At 61.5% G+C, this 24,629-nt stretch carries 23 protein-coding genes; 14 read left to right on the top strand and 9 right to left on the bottom strand.

Translation table 11 applies throughout. The features are described from left to right. Positions 1 to 27 precede the first annotated feature (27 nt). From nudB to P8X48_03900, 4 genes are all read right to left on the bottom strand, one after another. Positions 28 to 504, bottom strand: coding sequence for a dihydroneopterin triphosphate diphosphatase (gene nudB, locus P8X48_03885; GenBank protein MEJ2106458.1), 477 nt, complete (start codon positions 502 to 504; stop codon positions 28 to 30). Continuing rightward, a complete protein-coding gene (gene aspS, locus P8X48_03890; protein MEJ2106459.1) occupies positions 488 to 2,293 on the bottom strand; it encodes an aspartate--tRNA ligase in 1,806 nt (601 codons plus the stop codon). The genes nudB and aspS overlap by 17 nt, the downstream gene beginning before the upstream one ends. Positions 2,294 to 2,374: 81 nt before the next feature. Continuing rightward, entirely contained in the window at positions 2,375 to 2,980 is a 606-nt protein-coding gene (locus P8X48_03895) for a DUF502 domain-containing protein (protein MEJ2106460.1), read from the bottom strand. Positions 2,981 to 2,992: 12 nt separating this feature from the next. Further along, the gene (locus P8X48_03900; GenBank protein ID MEJ2106461.1) at positions 2,993 to 3,253 is read right to left on the bottom strand and encodes a zinc ribbon domain-containing protein; all 261 of its coding nucleotides are present in this window, start codon (positions 3,251 to 3,253) and stop codon (positions 2,993 to 2,995) included. Positions 3,254 to 3,732: 479 nt separating this feature from the next. Here P8X48_03900 and P8X48_03905 point away from each other — a divergent pair, with 479 nt between their 5' ends. Next, complete coding sequence (locus P8X48_03905; GenBank protein ID MEJ2106462.1) at positions 3,733 to 4,038, top strand: HU family DNA-binding protein; 306 nt, start codon at positions 3,733 to 3,735, stop codon at positions 4,036 to 4,038. Between the two features lie 64 nt (positions 4,039 to 4,102). On the opposite strand, the gene P8X48_03910 is transcribed toward P8X48_03905, so the two are convergent. Together P8X48_03910 and P8X48_03915 are read right to left on the bottom strand one after the other, a co-directional pair. After that, positions 4,103 to 4,750 carry a hypothetical protein gene (locus P8X48_03910; protein ID MEJ2106463.1) on the bottom strand — a complete coding sequence of 216 codons (648 nt, stop codon included), beginning with the start codon at positions 4,748 to 4,750 and terminating at the stop codon, positions 4,103 to 4,105. A gap of 60 nt (positions 4,751 to 4,810) precedes the next feature. Continuing rightward, entirely contained in the window at positions 4,811 to 8,425 is a 3,615-nt protein-coding gene (locus P8X48_03915; protein ID MEJ2106464.1) for a hydantoinase B/oxoprolinase family protein, read from the bottom strand. Between the two features lie 106 nt (positions 8,426 to 8,531). Between P8X48_03915 and P8X48_03920 the strand changes: the two genes are divergently transcribed. Further along, a complete protein-coding gene (locus P8X48_03920) occupies positions 8,532 to 9,323 on the top strand; it encodes a DUF481 domain-containing protein (GenBank protein ID MEJ2106465.1) in 792 nt (263 codons plus the stop codon). On the opposite strand, the gene fetB is transcribed toward P8X48_03920, so the two are convergent. Then, on the bottom strand, positions 9,307 to 10,557 hold the full coding sequence (gene fetB / locus P8X48_03925; GenBank protein MEJ2106466.1) for an iron export ABC transporter permease subunit FetB: 1,251 nt from the start codon (positions 10,555 to 10,557) through the stop codon (positions 9,307 to 9,309). The two genes, P8X48_03920 and fetB, sit on opposite strands and share 17 nt — an antisense overlap. Before the next feature lie 92 nt (positions 10,558 to 10,649). On the opposite strand from fetB, the gene P8X48_03930 reads away from it, so the two are divergent. Next, entirely contained in the window at positions 10,650 to 10,997 is a 348-nt protein-coding gene (locus tag P8X48_03930; protein ID MEJ2106467.1) for a histidine triad nucleotide-binding protein, read from the top strand. Positions 10,998 to 11,005: 8 nt separating this feature from the next. On the opposite strand, the gene ssb is transcribed toward P8X48_03930, so the two are convergent. Together ssb and P8X48_03940 are read right to left on the bottom strand one after the other, a co-directional pair. Then, the gene (ssb, locus tag P8X48_03935; GenBank protein ID MEJ2106468.1) at positions 11,006 to 11,455 is read right to left on the bottom strand and encodes a single-stranded DNA-binding protein; all 450 of its coding nucleotides are present in this window, start codon (positions 11,453 to 11,455) and stop codon (positions 11,006 to 11,008) included. A gap of 110 nt (positions 11,456 to 11,565) precedes the next feature. Further along, on the bottom strand, positions 11,566 to 12,801 hold the full coding sequence (locus tag P8X48_03940; GenBank protein MEJ2106469.1) for an MFS transporter: 1,236 nt from the start codon (positions 12,799 to 12,801) through the stop codon (positions 11,566 to 11,568). A gap of 145 nt (positions 12,802 to 12,946) precedes the next feature. Between P8X48_03940 and uvrA the strand changes: the two genes are divergently transcribed. The 11 genes from uvrA (at position 12,947) to P8X48_03995 (ending at position 24,627) form a co-directional block, all read left to right on the top strand. Beyond that, complete coding sequence (gene uvrA / locus P8X48_03945; GenBank protein ID MEJ2106470.1) at positions 12,947 to 15,802, top strand: excinuclease ABC subunit UvrA; 2,856 nt, start codon at positions 12,947 to 12,949, stop codon at positions 15,800 to 15,802. Between the two features lie 27 nt (positions 15,803 to 15,829). Beyond that, the gene (locus P8X48_03950) at positions 15,830 to 16,504 is read left to right on the top strand and encodes a GntR family transcriptional regulator (protein MEJ2106471.1); all 675 of its coding nucleotides are present in this window, start codon (positions 15,830 to 15,832) and stop codon (positions 16,502 to 16,504) included. Positions 16,505 to 16,752: 248 nt separating this feature from the next. After that, on the top strand, positions 16,753 to 17,523 hold the full coding sequence (locus P8X48_03955) for an outer membrane protein OmpK (GenBank protein ID MEJ2106472.1): 771 nt from the start codon (positions 16,753 to 16,755) through the stop codon (positions 17,521 to 17,523). Between the two features lie 32 nt (positions 17,524 to 17,555). Continuing rightward, the gene (locus tag P8X48_03960; GenBank protein MEJ2106473.1) at positions 17,556 to 18,698 is read left to right on the top strand and encodes a BMP family ABC transporter substrate-binding protein; all 1,143 of its coding nucleotides are present in this window, start codon (positions 17,556 to 17,558) and stop codon (positions 18,696 to 18,698) included. Between the two features lie 21 nt (positions 18,699 to 18,719). Then, positions 18,720 to 19,769: an ABC transporter permease gene (locus tag P8X48_03965; protein MEJ2106474.1), complete on the top strand. Its 1,050-nt coding sequence runs from the start codon at positions 18,720 to 18,722 to the stop codon at positions 19,767 to 19,769. Next, a complete protein-coding gene (locus P8X48_03970; GenBank protein MEJ2106475.1) occupies positions 19,766 to 20,695 on the top strand; it encodes an ABC transporter permease in 930 nt (309 codons plus the stop codon). Before P8X48_03965 ends, P8X48_03970 begins: the two co-directional genes overlap by 4 nt. 12 nt (positions 20,696 to 20,707) lie before the next feature. Further along, positions 20,708 to 21,388 carry a cysteine hydrolase gene (locus P8X48_03975; protein ID MEJ2106476.1) on the top strand — a complete coding sequence of 227 codons (681 nt, stop codon included), beginning with the start codon at positions 20,708 to 20,710 and terminating at the stop codon, positions 21,386 to 21,388. A 15-nt stretch (positions 21,389 to 21,403) separates the two neighbouring features. Beyond that, positions 21,404 to 22,084, top strand: a complete 681-nt coding sequence (locus P8X48_03980) for a cysteine hydrolase (GenBank protein MEJ2106477.1) — start codon at positions 21,404 to 21,406, stop codon at positions 22,082 to 22,084. After that, entirely contained in the window at positions 22,081 to 23,604 is a 1,524-nt protein-coding gene (locus P8X48_03985) for an ABC transporter ATP-binding protein (protein MEJ2106478.1), read from the top strand. Before P8X48_03980 ends, P8X48_03985 begins: the two co-directional genes overlap by 4 nt. Beyond that, positions 23,604 to 24,278, top strand: a complete 675-nt coding sequence (locus P8X48_03990; protein MEJ2106479.1) for a cysteine hydrolase — start codon at positions 23,604 to 23,606, stop codon at positions 24,276 to 24,278. The genes P8X48_03985 and P8X48_03990 overlap by 1 nt, the downstream gene beginning before the upstream one ends. Further along, positions 24,271 to 24,627, top strand: a complete 357-nt coding sequence (locus P8X48_03995; protein MEJ2106480.1) for a cupin domain-containing protein — start codon at positions 24,271 to 24,273, stop codon at positions 24,625 to 24,627. Before P8X48_03990 ends, P8X48_03995 begins: the two co-directional genes overlap by 8 nt. The last annotated feature ends 2 nt before the right edge of the window (positions 24,628 to 24,629 follow it).

Genomic DNA, 24,629 nt, shown 5'->3' on the forward strand with positions numbered 1-24,629 from the left:
ACAGCACCACCGCCTCCGGGGCTTCGCTCATGGCTGGCCCTGTTCGTATTCCATGCGCAATGCAGCAATGATCTCCCGATCGGTACGGGATGAGGCGCGTGTCTCGGCAGCCGCAAAGTCCAGCCAGGCGCACTCGCTGTGCTCATGGTCGCGCATCACCACGACGACAGGGGCCGGCAATTGCAGCGAGAACACATGTTCGAGATTGATATGTACGTCGGGGGCGTAGCGGGGCCGCCACTCCGGCAGAATCTCGTAGCGATTGACACGCTGCCAGTCGCGCAGACCCTGGCCTGGGTCGATGCCCGTTTCCTCCCTCAATTCGCGGATTGCGGTTGCACGAGGCTCGCGCTCGTCCCACCGCATGCTGCCGGTGACGGATTGCCAGAAGTCCGGGGGATTCGTGCGGCGAAGCAGCAGGACCTTGCCGTCGCGTGTGTGCACCACCACGATGATGGATTCGGGCCGCTTGTAGCCCGCGGCCGGGTCAGACCTTTTCGCCACCACCACCTTCGCCTGCCGCTTCCACCGGACGGCGCAGCCGGATGTTCAACTCACGAAGCTGTAGGTCGGAAACAACACTCGGCGCCTCGGTCATCAGGCATGAGGCCTTTTGTGTCTTGGGGAAGGCGATGACATCACGTATGGACTCCACCCCCGCCATCATCGCGGCGATACGGTCGAGACCGAAGGCGATCCCGCCGTGGGGCGGCGCGCCAAAACGCAGGGCATCCAGCAGGAAACCGAACTTCTCCCGCGCCTCGTCTTCCTCGATTCCCAGGGCGGCGAATACGCGCTGTTGCACCGCGCTACGGTGGATACGGATGGAACCACCGCCAATCTCGGTCCCGTTCAGGACCATGTCGTAGGCCCGGGCCATGGCATTGACCGGATCGCTGTCCAGGGTTTCCTCATAGTCTGCCTGCGGTGAGGTGAACGGATGGTGCAGGGCCTTGTAACGTCTCGTCTCGGAGTCGTACTCGAACATGGGGAAGTCCACCACCCACACCGGGCGCCAGCCGGCCTCCACCAGTCCCTGGTCCTCGCCGAGCGCCACGCGCAGGGCCCCCAGGGCGTCGTTCACGATCTGGGCGTTGTCGGCGCCAAAGAAGATCAGATCCCCGTCGGCAGCCCCGGTGCGCTCCAGAATCCCGTTGACGGTATCGTCGGGCAGGAATTTCAGAATCGGCGACTGCAGGCCATCGCGGCCCTTGGCGACCTCGTTCACCTTGATGTAGGCCAGACCCTTCGCGCCATAGCGCGCGACGAAGGCAGTGTAGTCATCGATCTGCTTGCGGGTCAGGCCGCCGCCAGCCGGTAGGAGCAATGCCGCCACGCGGCCATGGGGATCCCTGGCCGGTCCGGAGAAGACCTTGAATTCCACGTCCTGCATCAGGTCCTTGACCTCCACCAGCTCCAGCGGGATGCGCAGGTCGGGCCGGTCACTGCCGTAGCGGCTCATGGCCTCCCGGTAGCCGAGACGCGGCACGGGATCGGGCAACTCCGCACCAAGCTCCTCCCGGAACAGGGTGCGGATCATCTCCTCGATCAGACCCATGACCTGCTCCTCGTCGACAAAGGCCAACTCGATATCCAGCTGGGTGAACTCCGGCTGCCGGTCGGCGCGCAGGTCTTCGTCTCGGAAACAGCGGGTGAACTGGTAGTAGCGCTCGAAGCCGGAAATCATGAGCAGTTGCTTGAACAACTGCGGCGACTGCGGCAGGGCAAAGAAGTGTCCGCCGTGGGTACGGCTGGGAACGAGGTAATCCCGCGCGCCTTCCGGCGTCGAACGCGTGAGCATGGGTGTCTCGATCTCGATGAAGCCGTGGTCCTCCAGAAAGCGTCGCAGACTGCGGGTGATGCGATGTCGCTGGCGGATGTTGCGATGCATGAAGTCGCGCCGAAGATCCAGGTAGCGGTACTTCAAACGCACTGCTTCGCCGACATCGGACTCGTCCAGCTGGAACGGCAAGGCATCGGACTTGTTCAGCACCTCGATTTCCTTCACCAGCACCTCGACCTGGCCCGTCGGAAGTTCGGGGTTCTCGGTTCCTGCCGGACGACGACGCACGCGCCCGAGGACACGCAATACGAATTCGTTACGCGCACCCTCTGCGGTAGTGAAGGCCTCCTGCGTATCGGGATCACATACCACCTGAACGATACCTTCGCGGTCGCGCAGGTCGATAAAGATGACGCCGCCGTGATCGCGACGTGTATGCACCCATCCGCAAACGGCCACGTCCTGATCCAGGAGAGTCTCGTTTACCTCCCCGCAAAAATGACTACGCATGATTTCCTACCTGGTTTCCTGTCTTTCGCCCATCGGCATGCGCCGGTGGTTGTTGGCGCGGCCCTCCGTCTTGGGGTCCGCCTATTTGTTGTTCTCCGGGACCAGTACGCCCGCGGAGATGATGACCTTCAGCCCCTCTTCCACCGGAATCTTCAGTGGCACGACATCGGCGCGCCGTACCATGAGAAAGAAACCCGACGTCGGATTCGGTGTCGTGGGTACGAAAACGTTGATGACGTCGTCTCCGATCCGGTCCCGCGCTTCCCGCATTCCGTCACCCGTGACGAAGGCCAGGGTCCAGGTGCCCGCACGCGGGTACTCGATCATAACCACTTCGCGGAAAGAGCGTCCGGATCCGGAAAATACCGTTTCCGCCACCTGTTTGGCGCCGGCGTAGATCGATCGCACCAGGGGGATCCGTGCCAGGAACCGCTCCCACAGCGCCACCAGTTGCCGTCCCAACAGATTGGCCACCACCACACCGGTGACCAGGACCACGGCCGCCGCAAGCACGATACCGAGACCGGGGATACGGAAGCCGATCAGCTGCTCCGGCCGCCAGGCCAGCGGCAGGAGCAACAGCGTGCGATCCATCAGATCCACCAGAAGACGGATCACCAGCACCGTCACGCCCAGGGGGACCCACACCAGCAGCCCGGCAACAAGATAGCGGCGCAGCGGACTCATGGCCGTCAGGCCTCAGGACTTGCAGCCACAGGCGCCGCCGGCCGCGCAGGCGTGCCCGGATTCGGCCTTGGCCGGCTCCTTTTTCCCGCCCTTGTCCTTGAAATCCGTGGCATACCAACCGGTACCCTTGAGCTGGAATCCGGCGGCCGAAATCAGCTTCTTCAGTTCCGGTTTCCCGCAGTCGGGGCAATCCGTGAGTGCTGCCTCGCTCATCTTCTGCATGGCCTCCAGCTCGTGGCCGCAGGACTGACAGCGATATTCATAGATCGGCATGACCAATTCCTCGAATTCCGTCGTAGACAGCTGCTTTGTGGGGACGGGGCCCGCCCAATGCAAGGCGGGATTATAGCGGCGGCCCGGCGTCTGCGCATTAGTCCATGGCCGGTTTTGCGGGCGGGGCCACGGCCGCCGGATCCGGACCCGGCGGTCCGTCCAACGGGAAAGAGCGCATCCGGATTCCGGATTTTCGCTTTCTCCGCAAGAAATCCGCAACTGATTGCAGACGGGACCAAACAAAAAATTGCGTTTGCAAATGAATGGATTATTCACCAAACCGAAGACGGTTTCGCGATTCCATAATTCTCAAAGGCAAAAAGTGCGCGGTTTTTTTGCTTAATCGCTTGCAGGAAGCGAGGAATTCGCATAATAATCCTCGCAGCGCAGTTCCCGGATGACACGAGCGCGGCACGACAAGAACCGAAACCCGGTCTTCAGAATTTTCAACCTTACGAACTACTGCGTAGGAGCGATTGATGGCTAACGGAAAACCTTCCACCAAAACAGAAATCTATTCCAACCTCGCCGAGCAGACGGGGCTCAAGAAAAAAGACATCTCTGCTGTCTTCGATGCCCTGGCAGGTATGATGCAGACTGACCTGAAAAGCGTTGGCGTTTTCAACGTCCCCGGCCTGATGAAGGTGAAAGTGGTACACAAGCCGGCCGTGCCGGAACGCGAAGGCGTAAATCCGTTCACGGGCGAAAAAATGATGTTCAAGGCCAAGCCGGCACGGAACACCGTCAAGGTGACCGCGCTCAAGGGCCTGAAGGAAATGGTCTAGACAGGAACCCTTCCGGCGCCGGGCCGGAATCCAACGCCCGGCGCACGTTCCTCTCCCCAGCACCCTACTGCGGGATCAGATACTTCCCCGCGCTCTCCGGCAGTCCGGCAAAGCACCGGGCATACTCCGGAGTGGTCATTGGGGTATCCGACTCACCCTCGAAGTTGGCCAGGTCCTCGTCGTCCAGTCGGATATCGACCGGTTTGCCGTTCCAGGTACCGGTGCACTTTTCATAGTAAATCTCGTTGGAAGCATTGAACTGTCGGAAGGCATGCAGCTTTCCATGGTAGGCGTGCAGATTGATTTCCGTCGCCTGCGGTGAGTCGTGGTCCGTGGTGCGATAGGCGCCTGTATAGTCCCGAATCACTCTGCCCTGCTTGTCGTAGAGATAAACCTGGATCACGTGGATGCGATCCGGGTGTGCACGCTCCCAGCTGATACGGCTGATCACCTGCCCGGTCTTCAGGTCCGTATAGGTCACCTCACGATAGAACTTCGGCTCACGATAATAGCCGCCGATGCGGTCGCTGGTTCTTACATCGCGGCCGGCAATCAGTTTCTTGTGCAGGGCATAGATCTGATCGACAAAGGAATTCCAGCGCTGGTCGTGACCCATCGTTTCCAGTCGATGCACCAGATCGTCGTCGCCCAGCGCCGTCCCCACGACGCCCAGCAACAGGGACACCAGGACAAGTTGCACAAATCGAGTCATCTCTTCTCCTTGTCGCTTCCGAAAAGCTGCCGTTTGCTACAGATGTTTCCCGACCTCAATCTATTCCCCGAAGCCACCGCCACCCGGGGTTTCAATGGACAGGATATCTCCGGTATCCATTTGTACCTCGGCAGCGCCCGGCAGATTTTCCACCGTTCCGTTGGCACGAAACACCCGGTTTCGCCCCGGGGCGCCATTGCCCCCGCCGTGCAGCCCAAAGGGAACGACCTTGCGCCGCCCGGACAGGATGGCCGCGGACATGGGCTGAAGGAAACACAGACTGCGCACGACCCCGTCCCCACCGCGATGCCGGCCCAGCCCGCCGCTGCCCCGACGGATCGAAAATGACTCCACCCGCACCGGAAAGCGCCATTCCAGCACCTCGGGGTCGGTCAGGCGCGAGTTCGTCATGTGACTCTGGACCGCATCGGCGCCGTCAAAATCGGGGCCGGCGCCGGTTCCACCGCAGATCGTCTCGTAGTACTGCCAATCCATATTGCCGAAGGTCAGGTTGTTCATGGTCCCCTGGGAAGCTGCCATTTCGCCCAGGGCGGCAAACAGAGCATCGACGATGCACTGCGAAGTCTCGACGTTTCCGCCCACCACGGCCGCCGGGTATTGGGGATTCAACATGCTCCCGGGCGGGACAATCAGCGTCAGTGGTTTGAAACAACCGGCGTTGAGAGGAATGTCGCGGTCCACCAGGGAACGAAAGACATAGAGTACCGCCGCCTTGCACACGGAGCCTGGTGCATTCAGATTGCTTGCGCGCTGGGCCGAGGTCCCGGTGAAATCCACGGTGGCGCTGCGCGATGCGTGATCGACACGGATGGAAACCCGGATCGCGCTCCCGTCATCCAGGGGACACAACCAGCTGCCGTCGTGCAAACGGTCGATCACCGTCCGTACGGATTCCTCGGCATTGTCCTGTACATGTTGCATGTAGGCCCGTACCGTTGCCGCGCTGTAGTGATCCACCATCTTGCGCAACTCCCGCGCGCCGGCCTCGTTGGCGGCCACCTGAGCCCGCAGGTCGGCGAGATTCTGTTCCGGTTTGCGCGCCGGCCAGGGACCCGCGCCGAACAACTCACGCAGCTCCTGCTCGCGAAAGCGCCCATCGCGCACCAGGGGCATAGGCTCGATGAGAATGCCCTCCTCGCTCACCACACGGCTGTGAGGCGGCATGGACCCGGGGCTGATTCCGCCGACATCGGCATGGTGTCCGCGCGACGCAACGTAGAACAGGATTTCCTGCCCGGCCTGGTCGAACACCGGGGTAACCACGGTGATATCCGGCAGATGGGTTCCCCCCTGGTAGGGCGCATTCAGCACCCAGGCATCCCCCGGGTGAAGCTTGTCGGCGGCATCAATGACGGCGCGCACGCTCTCGCCCATGGAGCCCAGGTGCACGGGAACATGAGGCGCATTCGCCACCAACGCCCCGTCACCGTCGAACACGGCACAGGAAAAATCCAGGCGCTCCTTGATGTTGACGGAATGGGCGGTCTTCTCCAGCACGACGCCCATCTGCTCCGCCACGGACATGAACAACTGATTGAAGATCTCGAGGCGGACGGGATCAACGCCGGTTTCCAGCACGGCCCTGCCCAGCTGGGCAAACCGTTCCAGCACCAGGCCGCCATGGGAACCCAGCCGCGCGCTCCAGCCGGCCTCGACGACGATGGTACTGTCCGGTTCTATGATCATCGCCGGACCGTCGATGCTCTGCCCGGCGACCACTTGTTCGCGTCGGTACACCGCCGCCTCCATTTCCCGGGCTTCACGGCGGGCAGAGTCGAAAGCGTAGAATTCGGTGTGGGCCACCGGAGACCCTGGCGAAGCGGTCGATACCGCCGCCGGACCCGGATCCTCCACGCCACCGCCCAGCACCTCCAGGGATATAGCCTCGCACACCAGGGCGCGCCCGCGCTCTGTGAAGCCGTAGCGCGCACGGTAGGCCCGCTCGAAGGCGGTACGGACCTGTTCCGCCGACCCGTGGTCCACCGTCAGTCCGGCATCGGTGCCCTCGTAGCGCAACAACATGCGCCGTTGGCAGCGAACCTCATCCACGCCCTGCTCGCCCAATACGCGCGTGCCTTCCGCCTCGAGTTCGCCGTACGCGGCCTCCAGCCCATTAAGCAGATCGGAGTCCACATGACGTTCCACCGCCCGCTCTCCCATCCAGCGCAGTTGCGCCAGACCCATCCCGAAGGCTGAAAGCACGCCGGCATGGGGATGCAGATACACCGTGCTCATACCCAGCGCATCGGCCACCATGCAGGCGTGTTGCCCGCCGGCACCACCAAAACAACACAGCACATGGTCGGTGACGTCGTGCCCGCGCTGCACCGAGATCCGCCGAATGGCGGCGGCCATATTCTCCACCGCGATCTGCAAAGCGCCATGGGCCAGGGCTTCCGGTGATGGCGCTGCGCCCGTGGCTGCACCGACTTCGCTGGCCAGGCGTTCGAAACCGCGGACCACTGCATCGGTGTCCAGGGACTGCCTGCCGTCCGCGCCGAAGACCCGGGGAAAAAATTCAGCATTGAGCTTGCCCACCATCACATTGCAGTCGGTGACCGTGAGCGGACCCCCGCGACGATAGCAGGCCGGTCCGGGATCCGCCCCCGCGGACTCCGGACCAACGCGCAGGCGTTGGCCATCCAGCTGGACGATCGATCCTCCACCGGCGGCGACGGTGTGCAGATACATCATCGGCACGCGCATGCGAACCCCGGCGACCTGATTGTCGTAACTGCGTTCCAGTTCACCACTGTAATGGGATACGTCTGTGGAGGTGCCGCCCATGTCAAAACCGATGATTCGTTCAAAGCCTTCGGCGGTACTTGTGCGCACCGCACCGACGACCCCGCCGGCCGGCCCGGACAGGATGCTGTCCTTGCCCTGAAAGTACATGTGGTCCACGAGGCCGCCATTGGACTGCATGAACAGAAGGCGTGTGTCGCCCAGGGCAGCGGCCACCCGGTCTACGTAGCGCCGCAGGACCGGAGACAGGTAGGCGTCGACGACCGTGGTGTCGCCCCGCGCCACCAGTTTCATGAGCGGACTTACTTCGTGCGAGGGCGATACCTGCTCGAAGCCGACTTCCCGCGCAAGCGCCGCGAGCCTCCTTTCGTGATCCGGGTTGCGATAGGCATGCATAAGTACGATGGCCACGGAGCGTATACCATCGCCGAAGGCTGCCTTTAGCGCGCCGCACGCGGAATCGGCATCCAGGGACCTGATCACCTCACCGCGCGCATCCAGGCGTTCATCTACCTCGACCACCCGTTCATACAACAGCTGTGGCAACTGGATGTGGCGTGCAAAGATGGCCGGGCGGTTCTGGTAAGCGATGCGCAAAGCGTCGCCAAAGCCGCGCGTAACCAGCAGCAGGGTGCGGGCGCCCTTGCGTTCCAGCAGCGCATTGGTGGCAACCGTGGTGCCCATCTTCACCGAATCAATCTGCTCGGGCGGGATCGCATCATCACTGCCCAGACCCAGAAATTCGCGTATGCCCTGCAGGGCGGCATCGTCGTAGCGGCCAGGGTTCTCTGACAGGAGCTTGCGCGTTTGCAGGCGCCCGTCCGGTCGTCGCGCAACGATATCAGTGAAGGTACCGCCACGATCGATCCAGAATTGCCAGCGCTGTGCTGAGGCCTGATTTGCACTCATGGAGATGGTAACCGGTGTAGGATCACAGTCGCGACCCGTCCGGCCGCGCTATCCATTATGCCATGCACAGTGTGGGTACCGCAGCGCGGGTCCGGAATCCTGTACAATGCAGTCAATGCATGGCAATACCCACAACCAGGCGCAGGGCTTCACCCGTCTGCGTGCGCTTTTCCTTGTGCTGGCAGTTTTGACCAGCCATTCCGCATACGCCATCGTCAATATCGAGGACATCCGCGCCAAGACTCCTCCGGAAGGCGTGAGCGGGCGCTTCGATCTGAGTGCCACCAGCCTGAGCGGCAACAGCAGCGGCCTGCACGTCAGCACCGGCGGGCGCGTTAACTGGAAGCGCGGCGACGTGCTGGACTTTGTGGTCGGGAGTTACGATTTCGGCGAGTCCAACGGCGTGCGAGATGTGAACAAATCATTCCTGCATGGACGCCACGTGGTGACCCTGAATCCGCGCTGGGCCTGGGAAGGATTCGGCCAGATCGAACAGAATGAATTTCGCCGACTTAACTACCGCGCCCTGCTCGGCGGGGGCATGCGCCGCACGCTCATGAAACAGGATGACAAGGCGGCCTGGTTCGGGGTCGGGGCCTTCTATTCGGAGGAGGAGCTCAGTGGCAACGGGACCGAAGACCTGTGGCGAGCGAACCTGTATCTGGTGTGGAAACACGCCATTGGCTCCCATACCCACTTCGCGACAACCACGTACTGCCAGCCCGCGATGAACGATGTGGCGGATTTTCGCTTGTCCGAGGAAGCCGGTCTCATCGTATCCATCAGCAAGACCCTGGATCTTGCCATGACCCTCAACATATACCACGACAGCCGGCCACCGGCCGGCGTAAAACCCACCGACACCAGCTTCAGTACCGGTATCAAATATCGGTTTTGATCAGACGATCCAGCCGCAGGCGCTGACGTTCGTCGAACAGCCGGCGCGCCGCCGCCGACACCGCCAGCAGCGTACCAAAACCGGTGCCGGCGGTGATCATGAACATGATCAGGATCTGATACTTCACCGCCTCCAGCGGCGGGGCACCCGCCAGAATCTGGCCGGTCATCATGCCCGGCAGGCTGACGATGCCGGCGGCCGCCATGGCATTGATGATGGGGATCATGCCGGTGCGCATTGCCCTGTGGCGGATATCGGCCATGGCCTCGGTCCACTCCTGGCCGAGAATGAGCCGCGCCTCAATCACGGACCGCTGATCGCTTGCCGAGGCATGGAGCCTGTCCAGGCCCAGCGCGATCCCGTTCATGGTATTGCCCAGCATCATACCCAGGAGCGGGATGGCGTACTGGGGTTCATACCAGGGATGCACCTGGATGATGGTGAGCAGAGCCAGCACAGTGATGCCGAACGAGGACACGAACATGGATGCGCTGCCGATGCCAAAGCCCCACCATCCGGCAAGTCGATGCTGCTGTCGCGCCATGACCTCACGGCCCGCCACCAACAGCATCACCCCGGTAACCAGAACAACCCACACCAGACGTGTGTCGTCGAAGACCAGCTTGAGTACGAAGCCGACGATCGTTAGTTGCGCCGCCGTACGGCCGGCAGCAACCAGCAACTGCCCGTGCACCCCCAGCTTCATGCGAAACGACAACGCCGCAAGCAGGAACACCAGCACCGCTGCCAGCGCCAGGTCGCCAGGGCTCAGAAGCACGGTCCTCATGCTGGCTCCACGCACCCGTCCTGCAGACGCAATTGCCGATCGCAGCCGGTTCGCCAGCAGGCGCGCAAGGGCCAGGCGTTGGCGCTCGCCGCTGGACAGGCGACGTACCTGCCAGTCCAGGACCTCGGCTGAAAACCCGAGTTGTTGCAGCACCTGGAGATCGCCGTTCGGGAAGTGCGGTCCGACGGTGTCGTACCACCAGGCGCTCTCCGCCGGCAGCAGCCCGACGCGCCGACGCCATTGCGGTGCGCGCATGGCGGTGCAGGACTCGCCGTTGAGATTTACTTCGCCGTCGTGGGGATCGAGATCGGCGATGGCACGCAGCAGGAGGGTCTTGCCCGCACCCGAAGGCCCCGACAGACACACGCACTCCCCCGGCGCCAGCGCCAGCGTGCACGGCCCGATAACGCCCTGGCTGTGCAGGGCGGATACCGTCAATCGATCCATAGCCGTTCCAAAGCGTGCGTCTTTTGCATGCGGTCGACAGCCCGATCACGCCGGTGGTTTAATCGGTGAAACGACCTCGAGGAAGGAGAGCCATGGCCAACGATTGCCTGTTCTGCAAAATGGCACAGGGAGAGATCAAGCCCGATGTGTTGTATGAAGACGATCATGTGCTGGCGTTCCGCGACATCAATCCCCAGGCGCCGGTGCATTTTCTGGTCATTCCGAAGGAACATATCACCACGCTCAACGATGTCACGCCGCAACAGGCGGAACTGATCGGGCGCATGTATCTGGCGGCGCAGAAGGTGGCAACGGATGAGGGTATTGCCGACAGCGGCTACCGCAGTCTGATCAACTGCAATGCCGATGCCGGCCAATCGGTGTGGCACGTGCACCTGCACGTGCTCGGCGGCCGAACGATGGCCTGGCCGCCGGGCTAAGGCCGGGCTCAGAACGGAATGTCGTCGTCGAAATCGCCGCCGCCGGCTCCAGTCGCCGCCGGCTGTGGGGCTGCGGACGGTTCCTGGTTGTAGGTCTCCGAGGGACCGCCGGAACCACCACGACCACCCAGCATCTGCATGTCGTTGGCAACGATCTCGGTGGTGTAGCGGTCGTTGCCATCCTTGTCCTGCCACTTGCGGGTCTGCAGACGACCTTCGACGTAGACCTGGGACCCCTTCTTCAGATACTCACCAACGATCTCCGCCAGTCGGCTGAAGAACACCACCCGATGCCATTCGGTGCGCTCCTGTTTTTCGCCCGTGTTCTTGTCCTTCCCCTGCTCGGAGGTGGCGATGGTGACATTGGCGATGGCCTGGCCACTGGGTGCATAACGCACCTCCGGGTCCCGACCCAGATGTCCGACGAGAATAACCTTGTTGATACCGCGTGCCATGATTCCTCCTGGGTATGCTGGGCTGTTGGCTGACGCCGGGGCGGCGGGTTTGCCGCTCCGCCCGGTCTGCCGGGCAGTGTAATCCCGATGAACGGGAATTCTTCGTGCGCCGGCTAGCTTTCGGCCTCTCGCGCCCCGGGGGTGGAGGCGCCCGGATTCTCCGGCAACAGCGGAATGGAGCCCATGACGGTCAGCAGAAGCCACAGGGCAAGCACCGCGACGGCCCCGATGACGACGCCCTCGGCGCCCCAGGTGCCAAACAGCCAGCCGCCCACGGCACCTCCGACGAATACCCCGATAAACTGGGAGCTGTTGTACACGCCCATGGCCGCGCCCTTGCTCTCCGGGGGCGCAGCGCGGGACACCAGGGACGGCAACAGGGCCTCGAGAACGTTGAAGCCGCCGAAAAACACCATCATGCCAATGGTCAGGTCGACCGCGGAGTCGCGGCCAAAATACATCAGGCCCTGGGAAACGATGATAAGCACGATGGCGATCGGGAACACCGTGGGAATCTTGCGATAGCGCTCCGCGACATAGACCAGCGGCAACATGATAAAGACCGACAGCACCATGGCCGGCAGCAGAACCTTCCATTGGTTATGGATCGCAAGTCCGGCGTGCTCCTTGAGCAGGGTCGGCACCATCAGAAAAACCGCGGTCATGGTGGCGTGCAAGGTGAAGATACCGAGATCGAATCGGCGCAGCCGCGGGTTGCGCAGCATGCGCATCAGATCCGCAACCGGCGTGGTTGCCGGGGTGAAGCGCTGCGGTGCCGGCACCGCCAACAACAACAGTACGATGCCGCCGAGGGCAAGGCCTCCGGTGGCCCAGAAGATGCCCGGAACCCCGATGATGCCCTGCAATGGCGGCGCCACCAGCATGGCGATAATGAACGACGAGCCGATGCTGATGCCAATAAAAGCCATGGCCTTGGTCCGCTGCTCGTCCCGGGTCAGGTCCGCCACCAGGGCGATCACCGCCGCGGACACGGCACCGGCGCCCTGGATTGCACGCCCGATGATCACACCTTCGATGGTGTGGGCAAGGGCGGCAACAGCGCTGCCAACGGCGAAGATCAGCAGCCCGGTCACAATCACCTGTTTGCGCCCGAGGCGGTCCGACGCCATGGCAAAGGGAATCTGCAACAGCGCCTGGGTCAGGCCGTAGATACCCATGGCCAGGCCGACGAGGAACGGTGTGTGTCCGCGCAGGTCTTCCGCGTACAGGGCCAGGACCGGCAACATGAGGAACAGACCCAGCATACGCAGGGCCATGATCGCGGCGAGACTCGATGTGGCGCGCCGCTCCAGCGGCGTCATGGGATTGCGGGTGCGGGAAGAGGCCATTTTTACATCAGATTAACAATTGGGACGAATTCCGGAACAAAAGCAACATCTTAGAGTCGATTTTGCCGGGGTGAAAACGCGGCGCTATAGTAGCAGGTTCGCCCTCGCACACAAACCAAAGACCCTGCACGACGAACGGAAAGAGATGGAAACGATTCGAATCCGCGGCGCACGCACGCACAATCTGCGCAACATCAATGTCGATCTGCCGCGCGACAAGTTGATTGTTATTACGGGTCTGTCGGGTTCGGGCAAGTCCTCACTTGCCTTCGATACCTTGTACGCCGAGGGACAACGTCGATACGTGGAATCGCTTTCCGCGTACGCGCGCCAGTTTCTTTCGCTGATGGAAAAACCGGACGTGGACCTGATCGAGGGTCTGTCGCCAGCCATCTCCATCGAACAGAAGTCCACTTCCCACAACCCCCGCTCCACCGTCGGCACGGTCACCGAGATCTACGACTACCTGCGCCTGCTGTATGCACGCGTCGGCGAACCGCGCTGTCCCGAACATGGTGTCACCCTGGAAGCGCAAACCGTAAGCCAGATGGTGGACCATCTCATGACCCTGCCCGAAGGGACCAAGCTGATGTTGCTCGCGCCCCTGGTGCAGGACCGCAAGGGCGAACATGCGCACATCATCGACGGTCTGCGAACCCAGGGTTATGTCCGCGCACGCATTGACGGGAAAGTGATCTCACTGGACGAGGCGCCGCCGCTCAAGAAAAACTACAAGCACACGATCGAGGCGGTGGTCGACCGCGTTGCCATCCGCGATGGACAACAGCAGCGGCTGGCGGAATCCATCGAGACCACACTGGAACTGGGCGAGGGCCTGTTGCTGGTAGCCACGGTCCCGGATGAAGGCCCCGGCGACGAGATTCTGTTCTCCTCCCGCTACGCCTGTCCGCATTGCGGCTACTCGCTTTCGGAACTGGAACCGCGACTGTTTTCCTTCAACAATCCCGCCGGCGCCTGTCCCGAGTGCGATGGTCTGGGCGTTCGCCAGTTCTTCGATCCCGATCGCATCGTGCACGAACCGGCCTTCAGCCTGCCCCAGGGCGCCATCCGCGGCTGGGACCGGCGCAATGCGTTCTATTTCGCCATGCTGGAATCGCTTGCGAAGCATTACAAGTTCAATATCGACAAGCCGTTTGAGAAGTTGCCAAAGAAAGTCCGCGAAATCATTCTGTACGGCAGCGGGGACGAGACCATCAGCTTCGTCTATCACGGCGATCGCGGTTCCAGTTACCGGCGCAAGCACCCGTTCGAGGGCGTGATTCCGAACATGGAGCGGCGCTACCGGGATACCGAATCCAACAGTGTGCGCGAGGAACTGGCGAAGTACCTGAGCCATCAGCCGTGCGAGGCCTGCGGAGGGTCGCGCCTGCGAGTGGAGGCGCGCAACGTCTTTGTGCAGGACAAGCCGCTACATGAAGTCACACGCCTGCCCGTGGGCCGGGCCCTGGAGTTTTTCGAAGGGCTGAAGCTCGAGGGACGGCGCGGCGAAATCGCGGAAAAGATCTTCAAGGAAGTGCGCGCGCGCCTGGGCTTTCTCGTCAATGTCGGTCTCAATTATCTGTCGCTGGAACGCTCGGCCGAGACCCTGTCCGGCGGCGAGGCCCAGCGGATTCGCCTGGCCTCCCAGATCGGGGCCGGCCTTGTTGGCGTGATGTACGTTCTGGACGAACCCAGCATTGGCCTGCACCAACGAGACAACGAACGCCTGCTGGCGACCCTCATGCATCTGCGTGACCTGGGTAACACGGTAATTGTGGTCGAACACGACGAGGACGCGATCCGCGCCGCCGATCATGTGCTTGACATCGGCCCCGGTGCCGGGGTGCACGGCGGCCGCGTAGTTGCCGAGGGAACGCCGGCCGACATTGAAGCAAACGAGGCGTCCATTACCGGCCAGTATCTTTCGCGCCGCAAGGAAATTCCGGTCCCCGTTTCGCGCACGGAAAATGATCCCGAGCGCAAATTGGTGATCCGCAAGGCCCGCGGCAACAACCTCAAGAATGTGGATGTGTCCATTCCCGTGGGCCTGTTCACGGCCGTTACCGGCGTGTCCGGCTCGGGCAAGTCGACGCTGATCAATGACACCCTGTATGCGACCGTGGCCGTGCACCTGTACGAGTCCAACCTTGAACCCGCCCCCTGCGACGGCATCGACGGACTCGAGCAGTTCGACAAGATCATCGACATCGACCAGTCCCCCATCGGGCGCACGCCCCGTTCCAATCCGGCCACCTACACCGGCCTGTTCACGCCCATCCGCGAACTGTTCGCCGGTACGCCCGAGGCGCGCTCGCGCGGCTACAACCCGGGGCGTTTTTCCTTCAATGTGCGCGGCGGCCGCTGCGAGGCCTGCCAGGGTGATGGCCTGATCAAGGTGGAAATGCACTTCCTGCCGGACGTCTATGTGCCCTGTGATGTCTGCAAGGGTAAACGCTACAACCGCGAGACCCTGGAGATCCGCTACAAGGGCAAGACCATCCACGAGGTGCTGGAGATGACGGTCGAGGTTGCGGCCGACTTCTTCGACGCCATTCCGGTGGTCAAGCGCAAGCTGGACACCCTCATGGACGTCGGCCTGAGCTACATCACCCTGGGCCAGAGCGCCACTACCCTTTCCGGCGGCGAGGCCCAGCGCATCAAGCTGTCGCGGGAGCTGTCCAAACGCGACACCGGCCGTACCTTATATATACTGGATGAGCCCACGACCGGCCTGCACTTCCATGACATCCAGAACCTGCTGGATGTGCTGCACCGGCTACGGGATCACGGCAACACCGTGGTGGTGATCGAACACAACCTGGATGTGATCAAGACGGCCGACTGGATCGTGGACCTCGGCCCCGAGGGTGGGGAAGGCGGCGGCACTATCGTTGCCGAGGGCACGCCGGAAGAAATCGCGGCCCACCCGGAATCCTTCACCGGAAAATTCCTGATACCGATCCTGGGCACTGCCCCGACTTCGCACATTGCGGTAAGGTAGGCACTACAGGCCTGCCGGGCAGCGCGAATGAAGAAAACGGCATCGAAAGACATCTACGGCTCGATCCGGGACATGATCCTGGATTTCGAGCTCTATCCGGGCTCGCGCATCACCGAAACGGAACTCGCGGAGACCTTCGATGTAAGCCGGACGCCGGTCCGGGCCGCCCTGCAGCGCCTGGAAGCGGAAGGCTACCTGACAGTCATTCCCAAGCAGGGCTGCTTTATCCGCGAGATCGATATCGACACGCTGGCACAGTACTACCGCGTGCGCCAGAACCTGGAAAACCTGTCCCTGGAGCTCGCCGTCACCTTCATGTCAGACCAGGAGCTGCAGGCCCTGGCCCAGGAATGGGACCCTGCGCACCAGAAGGACCGCAGCGACAACCCGGACGAAATGGAGGCCCGGGACGAGGGATTCCACATCGCCCTGGCCCAGGGAGGCGGCAACCTGGTGCTGGCGCGCTACCTCAATGATCTCAATCGCCACATTCGTGTCATCCGCCGCCTGGACTTCACCGAGAATCAGCGCATCGACCGCACCTACCAGGAGCATTTCGAAATCTGCCAACGCCTGATCCGGCGGGATCTGGCCGGCGCCCAGGCCGCCATGAACTCCCATATCACCCGCAGCGAAAACTTCGCCAAAACGCTCACCCTGACCCAGTTGGCGAAGCAGCGCCACCGTCGCAAGTCCGCTTGAAGCCCGATGCACCTGGCCGGTGCGACTTTTCCGGGCTCCGTGTCTCCTTGGTGCACCAATCCTCTGATGCGGGCCCTCCGCGGGCGTGGTGGGCTCCGCTAAGCCCTTCTATATAAAGTTTAAGTAACTGTTTTCTAAAGAAAGAATGATTTCTGGCGCCTGGATTGCAAGGTGCTGGTTGTGCTGGCATGCGGATTGCTTTGTTGTATACAACGTTGGATTTATCAACCCAAACAGGAGTCACAACAATGCAACGCATACCAACCCTGCAGCACCGCAGCCCTCGGGTGTCGCTTGCCGCCTGCCTGGCTGCGGCGACCTGCCTGGGACTGGCCTCCACCCAGGCGGCACGGGCCGCCGACTGGTCCATGACCGATATCCAGCTGCTTTCCGGCAGCGGGTACAAGGTAAATGCCAGCAGCAAAACCATCGCGACCTTCGAACACGCGGACGGCTGGAAGTACGGCGACAACTTCTTCTTCGTCGACGTCATCAATCCGCAAAGCACGGGCACCACGTTTTACGGTGAGTATTCTCCGCGCCTGAGCTTCGGCAAGATGTTCAACAAGAACCTGGCCTTTGGTCCGGTGAAGGACGTCATGCTGGCCCTGGGCACGGAATTCGGCGCGGGATTGCACAGTACCCTCTACGGTGTCGGCTTTCCGCTGAAGATCCCGGGCTTTGCCTACTTTGATCTCAACCTGTACGCACGCCAAAGCACACTGGATGTCGCGGGTACCTCCCAGACCGGCTACCAGGTCACTATCGACTGGTTGTTGCCGTTCAAGATTGGCCCGACCAAGTGGCAGTTCACCGGCTTCCTCGACTATGCCGCCGGTGAGAACGGCGGATCATTCGCCAAGGCCGACAACATCATCAGTCAACCCCAGATCCTCGTGGATCTGACTGGCAAGGGCAAGATCCTGGCAGGCGTCGAGTACCAGTACTGGAGCAACAAGTTCGGTATCAGCGGCGTTAACGAAGGCATACCGCAGGCAATGCTCAAGTGGATTCTTTAATTAATACGTAATTGGACGACGGGAGAGACAACATGAATGGTAATTCCGGTTTTACACCGAAAAGCCCCCTGCGCCGCAGCATCCTCAAAGGGATTGCGGCCGTGGGGGCCGCCGGTGTACTCAACCGCTTTGGTCTGCGCACGGCCGAGGCAGCGGACAAGGTCAACATGGGCTTCATCTATGTCGGCTCGCGTGACGACTACGGCTACAACCAGTCGCACTATCAAGGCAAGACCGAGGTCGGCAAGCTGAGCTGGGTAAACGCCTTCGACCAGGAGAACGTGCCGGAGACGGTGGAGGTCGAGAAGGTTATGGAAAGCATGATCAACCTCGATGGCGCGCAGGTGCTGTTTCCCACCTCCTTTGGCTATTTCAATCCGCATATCCTCAAGGAAGCGAAGAAATACCCCAACGTCACCTTCCTGCACTGCGGCGGACTGTGGAAAAAAGGGATGCCGACCAACGTCGGCAGCTACTTCGGCTACATCGATGAACCCGTGTATTTGTCCGGTCTCGTGGCCGGTCTTACCACCAAGACCAATAAGCTTGGTTTCATCGCTGCCATTCCCATTCCGCAGGTGCTACGCAATATCAACAACTTCACCCTGGCGGCGCGCAGCGTAAACCCCAAGGTCACGACCCACGTAGTCTTCACCGGTGGCTGGTTCAACCCGGTGAAGGAGGCCGAGGCGGCCAACTCCATGGTCGATGAAGGCATCGATGTGCTGACCTGCCACGTCGACAGCCCGAAGGTGATCATACAGACCGCGGAAAAACGTGGCGTTTACTGCTGCGGCTATCACACCAACCAGGCTGTACTCGCGCCCAAGGGCTTCCTCACGGGCGCTGAGTGGAACTGGGGCAAGGTCTATCTCGACTACGCCGAGATGATCCGCACCAAGAAGAAGATCCCCAACCTGGTGCGCGGCGGCCTGAAGGAAGGCATCGTCAAGAGCTCTCCCTACGGTCCGGCCGTCAGCGCCAAGGCAAAGAGGGTTGCGAACAAGGTGCACAAGAAGTTCATGAAGGGAACCATGGTGGTCTACAAGGGGCCGATCAAGGACAACACGGGCAAGACCGTCATTCCCAAGGGCAAGGAATACCACCAGAAGGACATCTGGCTGGAAAGCATGAACTTCCTGGTGGAGGGCGTCATTGGTACCACCAAGAGCTGAGTTGGAAAAAGGGTGAGAGCCATGCATGTTCGACGAGAATGGATAGAGTCAGCCGCATTACCTATCGGTGCCCTGGCCGCGTCCCTGATCGTCTTTGGCATATTCATCCTGCTGGTAGGCGCCGACCCGATCGGCGTCTACCAGTCCATGTTTCGCGGGGGATTCGGAACCTGGTTCTCTTGGCAACATACCCTGCTGGGTTCGGCGCCATTGATGCTCACCGCCCTGTGTACCGCCCTGCCGGCGCGTATGGGACTGATCAATATCGGTGCCGAAGGTGCCTTCGTCGTCGGCGGCCTGCTGTCCGCCCTCGTGGGCCTCGGGTTTTCCGGCACTCCTGGAATCATCGGCCTGGGGGCCATGCTGCTGACCGGCATCGTTAGCGGCGGCCTGTGGATCGCCATGGTGGGCGCCCTGAAATACTACCGCGGCGTGAACGAGACCATCAGCTCGTTGTTGCTGAACTACATCGCCATCGCCGTACTCGATTTTCTCGTGGTCGGACCCCTGCGTGACCCGGCCTCGCTCAACAATCCCAGTACCTATCCCATCGATTCCGCCTTTCAGATATCGGAGATCGGCAATACGTCCATCCACTGGGGCCTAGTCATCAGCCTGGTGGTTTGTGTCGGCCTGTGGATCGTCATGCGCTTTACCACATTCGGATTCTCCGTGGATGTGACCGGAGGCAACCGCCGTGCCGCGCAGCTTGCCGGCCTTTCGGTGGCGCAACTGGTCCTGGCCACCTGCTTCCTGGGCGGCGGCGCCGCCGGTCTCGCCGGCAGCATCGAGATCGCGGCGGTACAGGGCTCGGCCAATACCTCCCTCGCCGCCGGCTATGGCTACGAAGGGATCCTGATCGCGTTCATAGCGCGGCACAATCCCATTGCCGTCATCCCGGTGGCGATCCTGCTCGGCGGGATCCGCGCCGCCGGGGGACTGGTGCAGCGTGTATACAATCTGCCGGACGCGACCGAGCTCGTGCTGCAGGGGATCATCTTCGTCTTCATTCTTGGCAGCGAGGCCCTGTACGGCCGCCTGCGATTGCCATCGCGCTGGAGGACGGCATGACCGAACCCGGAAATCTCGGCATGTTCGGAGTGATCGTCGCCGTCCTTGGCGGCGCCGCCCGCGTGGGCACGCCGTTTTTGTTCGTCAGCCTGGGCGAGTGCCTGACGGAAAAGAGTGGGCGTATCAATCTCGGTCTCGAAGGGACGCTGGTTCTCGGGGCGATGAGCGGATTCGCCACCTCCTATTTCACCGGCTCCGCCTGGGTGGGCGTACTGGTGGCCGGAATCACCGGCGCCCTCCTTGGCTGGCTCCATGCCTTCCTGTGCCAGATGCCGCGGGTGAACGACATCGCCGTCGGCATTGCCCTGATGATCCTGGGCACCGGCCTTGCCTTTTTTCTGGGCAAGCCCTTCATTCACCCGCAGGCACCGCACCTGCCGGCTTTCGCCCTGGGGAGCTGGAGCAGCTATCCCGCGGTGCAGGAAGCGCTGCGAATCAACTCCCTGTTTGTGATCGGCGCACTGCTGGCACCGGCGATGTGGGCGTTTTTCAAGTATTCGCGCTGGGGCCTGATGGTGCGCACCGTGGGCGAAAGCGCCAATGCCTCACTCGCCCTCGGCTTTCATATCAACCGGGTGCGCATGCTCTCCACGATGGCCGGCGGTTTTCTTGCCGGAATCGGCGGTTCGTTCCTGTCCCTGTACTACCCGGGCGCCTGGAGCGAAGGCCTTTCCAGCGGCCAGGGTCTGATGGCGGTGGCGCTGGTGATCTTCGCGCGCTGGAACCCGATCTACTGCTTCTTCGCCTCCCTCCTGTTCGGCGGTGCCGCGGCCCTGGGCCCGGCCCTGCAGTCGGTAGGGGTAACCCGCGGCTACTACCTGTTCAATGCCGCCCCCTACGTGCTGACCCTGCTCATCATGATCTACAGTTCGTCAGCCAAACGGGTCCTGTCCGGTATGCCCGGCCAGTTCTCCGGCAATCCGTAACCGAGGAGCACCATGAGCAAGTTTGTCGTCGCCGATCCCTACCCCTGGCCCTACAACGGAGATCTGCGCCCGGAGAATACGGCGTTGATCATCATCGATATGCAGACCGACTTCTGCGGTGTTGGGGGTTACGTGGACAAGATGGGCTACGACCTGTCATTGACGCGAGCGCCGATCGAACCGATCAAGAACGTGCTTGAGGCCGCCCGCGCCAAAGGACTGATGGTGATTCACACCCGCGAAGGGCATCGCACCGATCTGTCTGACCTGCCCGCCAACAAGCGCTGGCGCAGCCAACGCATTGGCGCCGGCATCGGTGATCCCGGTCCCTGCGGCAAGATCCTGGTTCGCGGTGAGCCTGGCTGGGACATCATTCCCGAACTCTATCCGCAGGATGGTGAACCCATCATCGACAAACCCGGCAAGGGCTCCTTCTGCGCCACCGACCTGGAATTGATCCTGCGCACCCGCGGAATCGAGAACATCATTCTCACAGGAATTACTACCGATGTGTGCGTGCACACCACGATGCGTGAGGCCAATGACCGTGGCTTCGAATGCGTCATGCTGGAGGATTGCTGCGGGGCGACGGATCACGACAACCATCTCGCCGCTATCAGCATGATCAAGATGCAGGGTGGCGTCTTCGGGGCGGTCAGCGCCTCGACTCATGTGCTAAAGGCACTGGACTAGGATTCCGAACCAGCCATGGCCACCTACGTCGACGCACAACCCTATACCTGGCCCTACAATGGCGAGCTGCGTCCGGATAATACGGCTCTTATGGTGATCGACATGCAGACCGACTTCTGTGGCATCGGCGGCTACATCGATCGCATGGGGGTCGATATCTCGCTCACCCGGAAACCCATCAACATGATTCGCCGCGTTCTCGACGCACTGCGCAAGCTTGGTTACCACATCTTTCATACCCGCGAAGGTCATCGGGGCGACCTTTCCGACCTGCCCGAGTGCAAACTGTGGCGCAGCCGCTATTTCGGCGCCGGGATTGGCGATGATGGCCCCTGCGGCCGTGTCCTGGTTCGCGGTGAGCCTGGCTGGGACATTATTCCGGAACTCTATCCGGCCGACGGTGAGGCCATCATCGACAAGCCCGGAAAGGGCGCATTCTTTTCAACCGACCTGGAGCTGTTGCTGCGTACACGGGGAGTCGAGAATCTGGTTTTTACCGGCATCACCACCGATGTCTGCGTACATGCCACGCTGCGCGAAGCCAACGATCGTGGATTCGACTGCCTCTTACTCGAGGACTGTTGCGGCGCAATCGATGCAAACAACCATCTTGCCGCCGTTGAAATGGTCAAGCAGAAAGGCGGCATCTTCGGTGCTGTTACCAAGGCGGAGTCCCTCCTGGAGGCCATCGCATGACCACGGACTATGCCTACCTCATAGAGGCCTTGAACGTCCGCAAGATCTTCGGTGATCTCGTAGCGCTGGATGATGTCACCTTGCGCCTGCGACGGGGAAGCTTTCACGCCCTGCTGGGCGAAAACGGCGCCGGCAAGAGTACGCTCGTGAAGTGCATGATGGGCTACTACCACCCGGACGAAGGCCAGATCATGCTCGACGAGCGCGAGGTGGAAATCGACAGCCCTCGCGATGCCCACGAACTTGGCATCGGAATGGTCTATCAGCACTTCACCCTCATCCCGAACATGACGGTTGCCGAGAACCTGGTCCTGGCGCGGCCCAATCTGCCCATGGCGATCAACTGGAAAAAGGAGATCGCTCAACTCGATGAACGAATGTCGACCATGCCGTTCCAGGTACCGCTGGAGGCCAACGTCAATACCTTGGCAGCCGGTGAGAAACAGAAGGTCGAGATTATGAAACAGCTCCTCCTCGACAGCCGCCTGCTGATCCTCGACGAGCCGACCTCGGTGCTGACCCCGAGCGAAGCGGATGAGGTGCTCGGACGGGTACGCGAACTGGTGGAGACCCGCGGGCTTACCGTATTGATCATCACCCACAAGTTCCGTGAAGTAACCGGGTTCGCCGACGAGGTAACCGTTCTGCGCAAAGGCTGCTTTGTGGGTTCCGTTCGTGTGGCCGATACCGACGTGAAAACGATGTCGGAAATGATGATGGGCGACACCCTGAGCGAAAAGAAACTCGACCGGACGCCGCCCCCGGTCGATGGCGAACCGGTGCTGACCGTGGACCACCTTCGCTGCGAGGGCGACAAGGGAGAAATCGCGGTCAATGATCTCTCGGTTGGCGTCCGCGCCGGTGAGATCGTTGGCATTGCGGGCATTTCCGGAAACGGGCAGCGTGAATTCGTGGAGGTGCTGGCCGGTCAGCGCGAGAAACTCGACGGAAGCATCTCGATCGATGGAAACCCGTTCACGCCCGATACCAAATCGATTCGGGAGAACCAGTTCCACTGTCTTCCGGAAGAACCGCTGCGAAATGCCTGCGTCGCCGGAATGAGCGTAGCCGACAACCTCGCCCTCCATGTCTTCCGTGAAGCGCCCTATGCCGTAAACGGAATTTTCATCAACCGCAAGGCCATTCGTCAGCACGCAACGAAACTGATCCAGGAATTTCGCGTCAAGACCGAATCGCCGGAATCTCCCATTGGCACCTTGTCCGGGGGCAACGTACAGAGGGCGACGCTGGCGCGCGAGTTGTCCGAACAGGTCAAGGTTATGGTCATTGCCAACCCCTGTTTCGGACTGGACTTCAATGCGGTCAATGAGATCCACAGCCGTATCATGACCGCGCGGAATGAAGGCACCGCGGTGCTGATGGTCAGCGAGGATCTGGACGAACTGCTGGAGATGAGCGATCGCCTGATGGTGATGTCGTCCGGAAAGCTGGTCCACGAAACCACACCCGATCAGGCCGACCGGATCGAGATCGGCAAGTTCATGGCCGGAACGCACTGATGACCGAGATCGCCGCAAAACCCTTTGCCTATCCGCTGACAGCCACAAAACCGGCGCTGATTGTCATCGACATGCAGCGCGACTTCGTCGAGCCGGGCGGCTTTGGCTCGTCCCTGGGGAACGATGTCACCCGCCTGACCGGGATCATTCCCACGGTGAAACGCCTGCTCGAGGGATGCCGCGCACTGGACATGTTGATCATTCATACGCGCGAGGCACACAAGCCCGATCTGTCGGACTGTCCGCCGGCCAAGCGGCTGCGCGGCGACTGCCCCATCCACATCGGTGATGAAGGTCCCATGGGGCGCCTGCTCATTGACGGAGAGGCCGGTGCCGGCATCGTCCCGGAACTAGCCCCGCTGCCCGGCGAGATCGACCTCGCGAAACCCGGCAAGGGGGCTTTCTACAACACCCCCCTGCAAGAGATTCTGCAACAGCACGGGATCACCCACTTGCTGATCGCCGGAGTCACCACCGAGGTGTGCGTGCAGACTACGATGCGCGAAGCCAACGACCGCGGCTATGAATGCCTGATGGTGGAGGACGCGACCGAAAGCTACTTCCCGGAGTTCAAGGCAGCAACCCTGGACATGATCACCGCGCAAGGGGCAATTGTTGGCTGGAGCGCCGATACCGATACCGTGCTACAGGGACTGAACGAGGCCTATGGATAGTCAGGCGGCAATTGTGCTCTCCAATCTTCTCGACGCCGATGCACTGCAGGCCGAGCTCAGCTGGCAGCCGTTTCGCGAGGGCATCGAGATCAGTCCCATCTACGATTCGGGTCATGGCGCCCGCGCGGCATTCCTGAAATACGAACCCGGTGCCGCGGTTCCGGCACATGAACACACAGGCTGGGAACACATTCTCGTGCTGAAGGGCAGCCAAAGCGATGAGTCCGGACAGTACGATGCAGGGTCACTCCTGATCCACGGCCCAGGCAGCAGCCATTCGGTATTGAGCGAGGAAGGCTGCATGGTGCTGGCGATCTGGGAGAAACCGGTACGATTCGAAAACGGGTAGGA

The organism is Acidiferrobacteraceae bacterium, from assembly GCA_037388825.1.
Taxonomy (GTDB): domain Bacteria; phylum Pseudomonadota; class Gammaproteobacteria; order Acidiferrobacterales; family JAJDNE01; genus JARRJV01.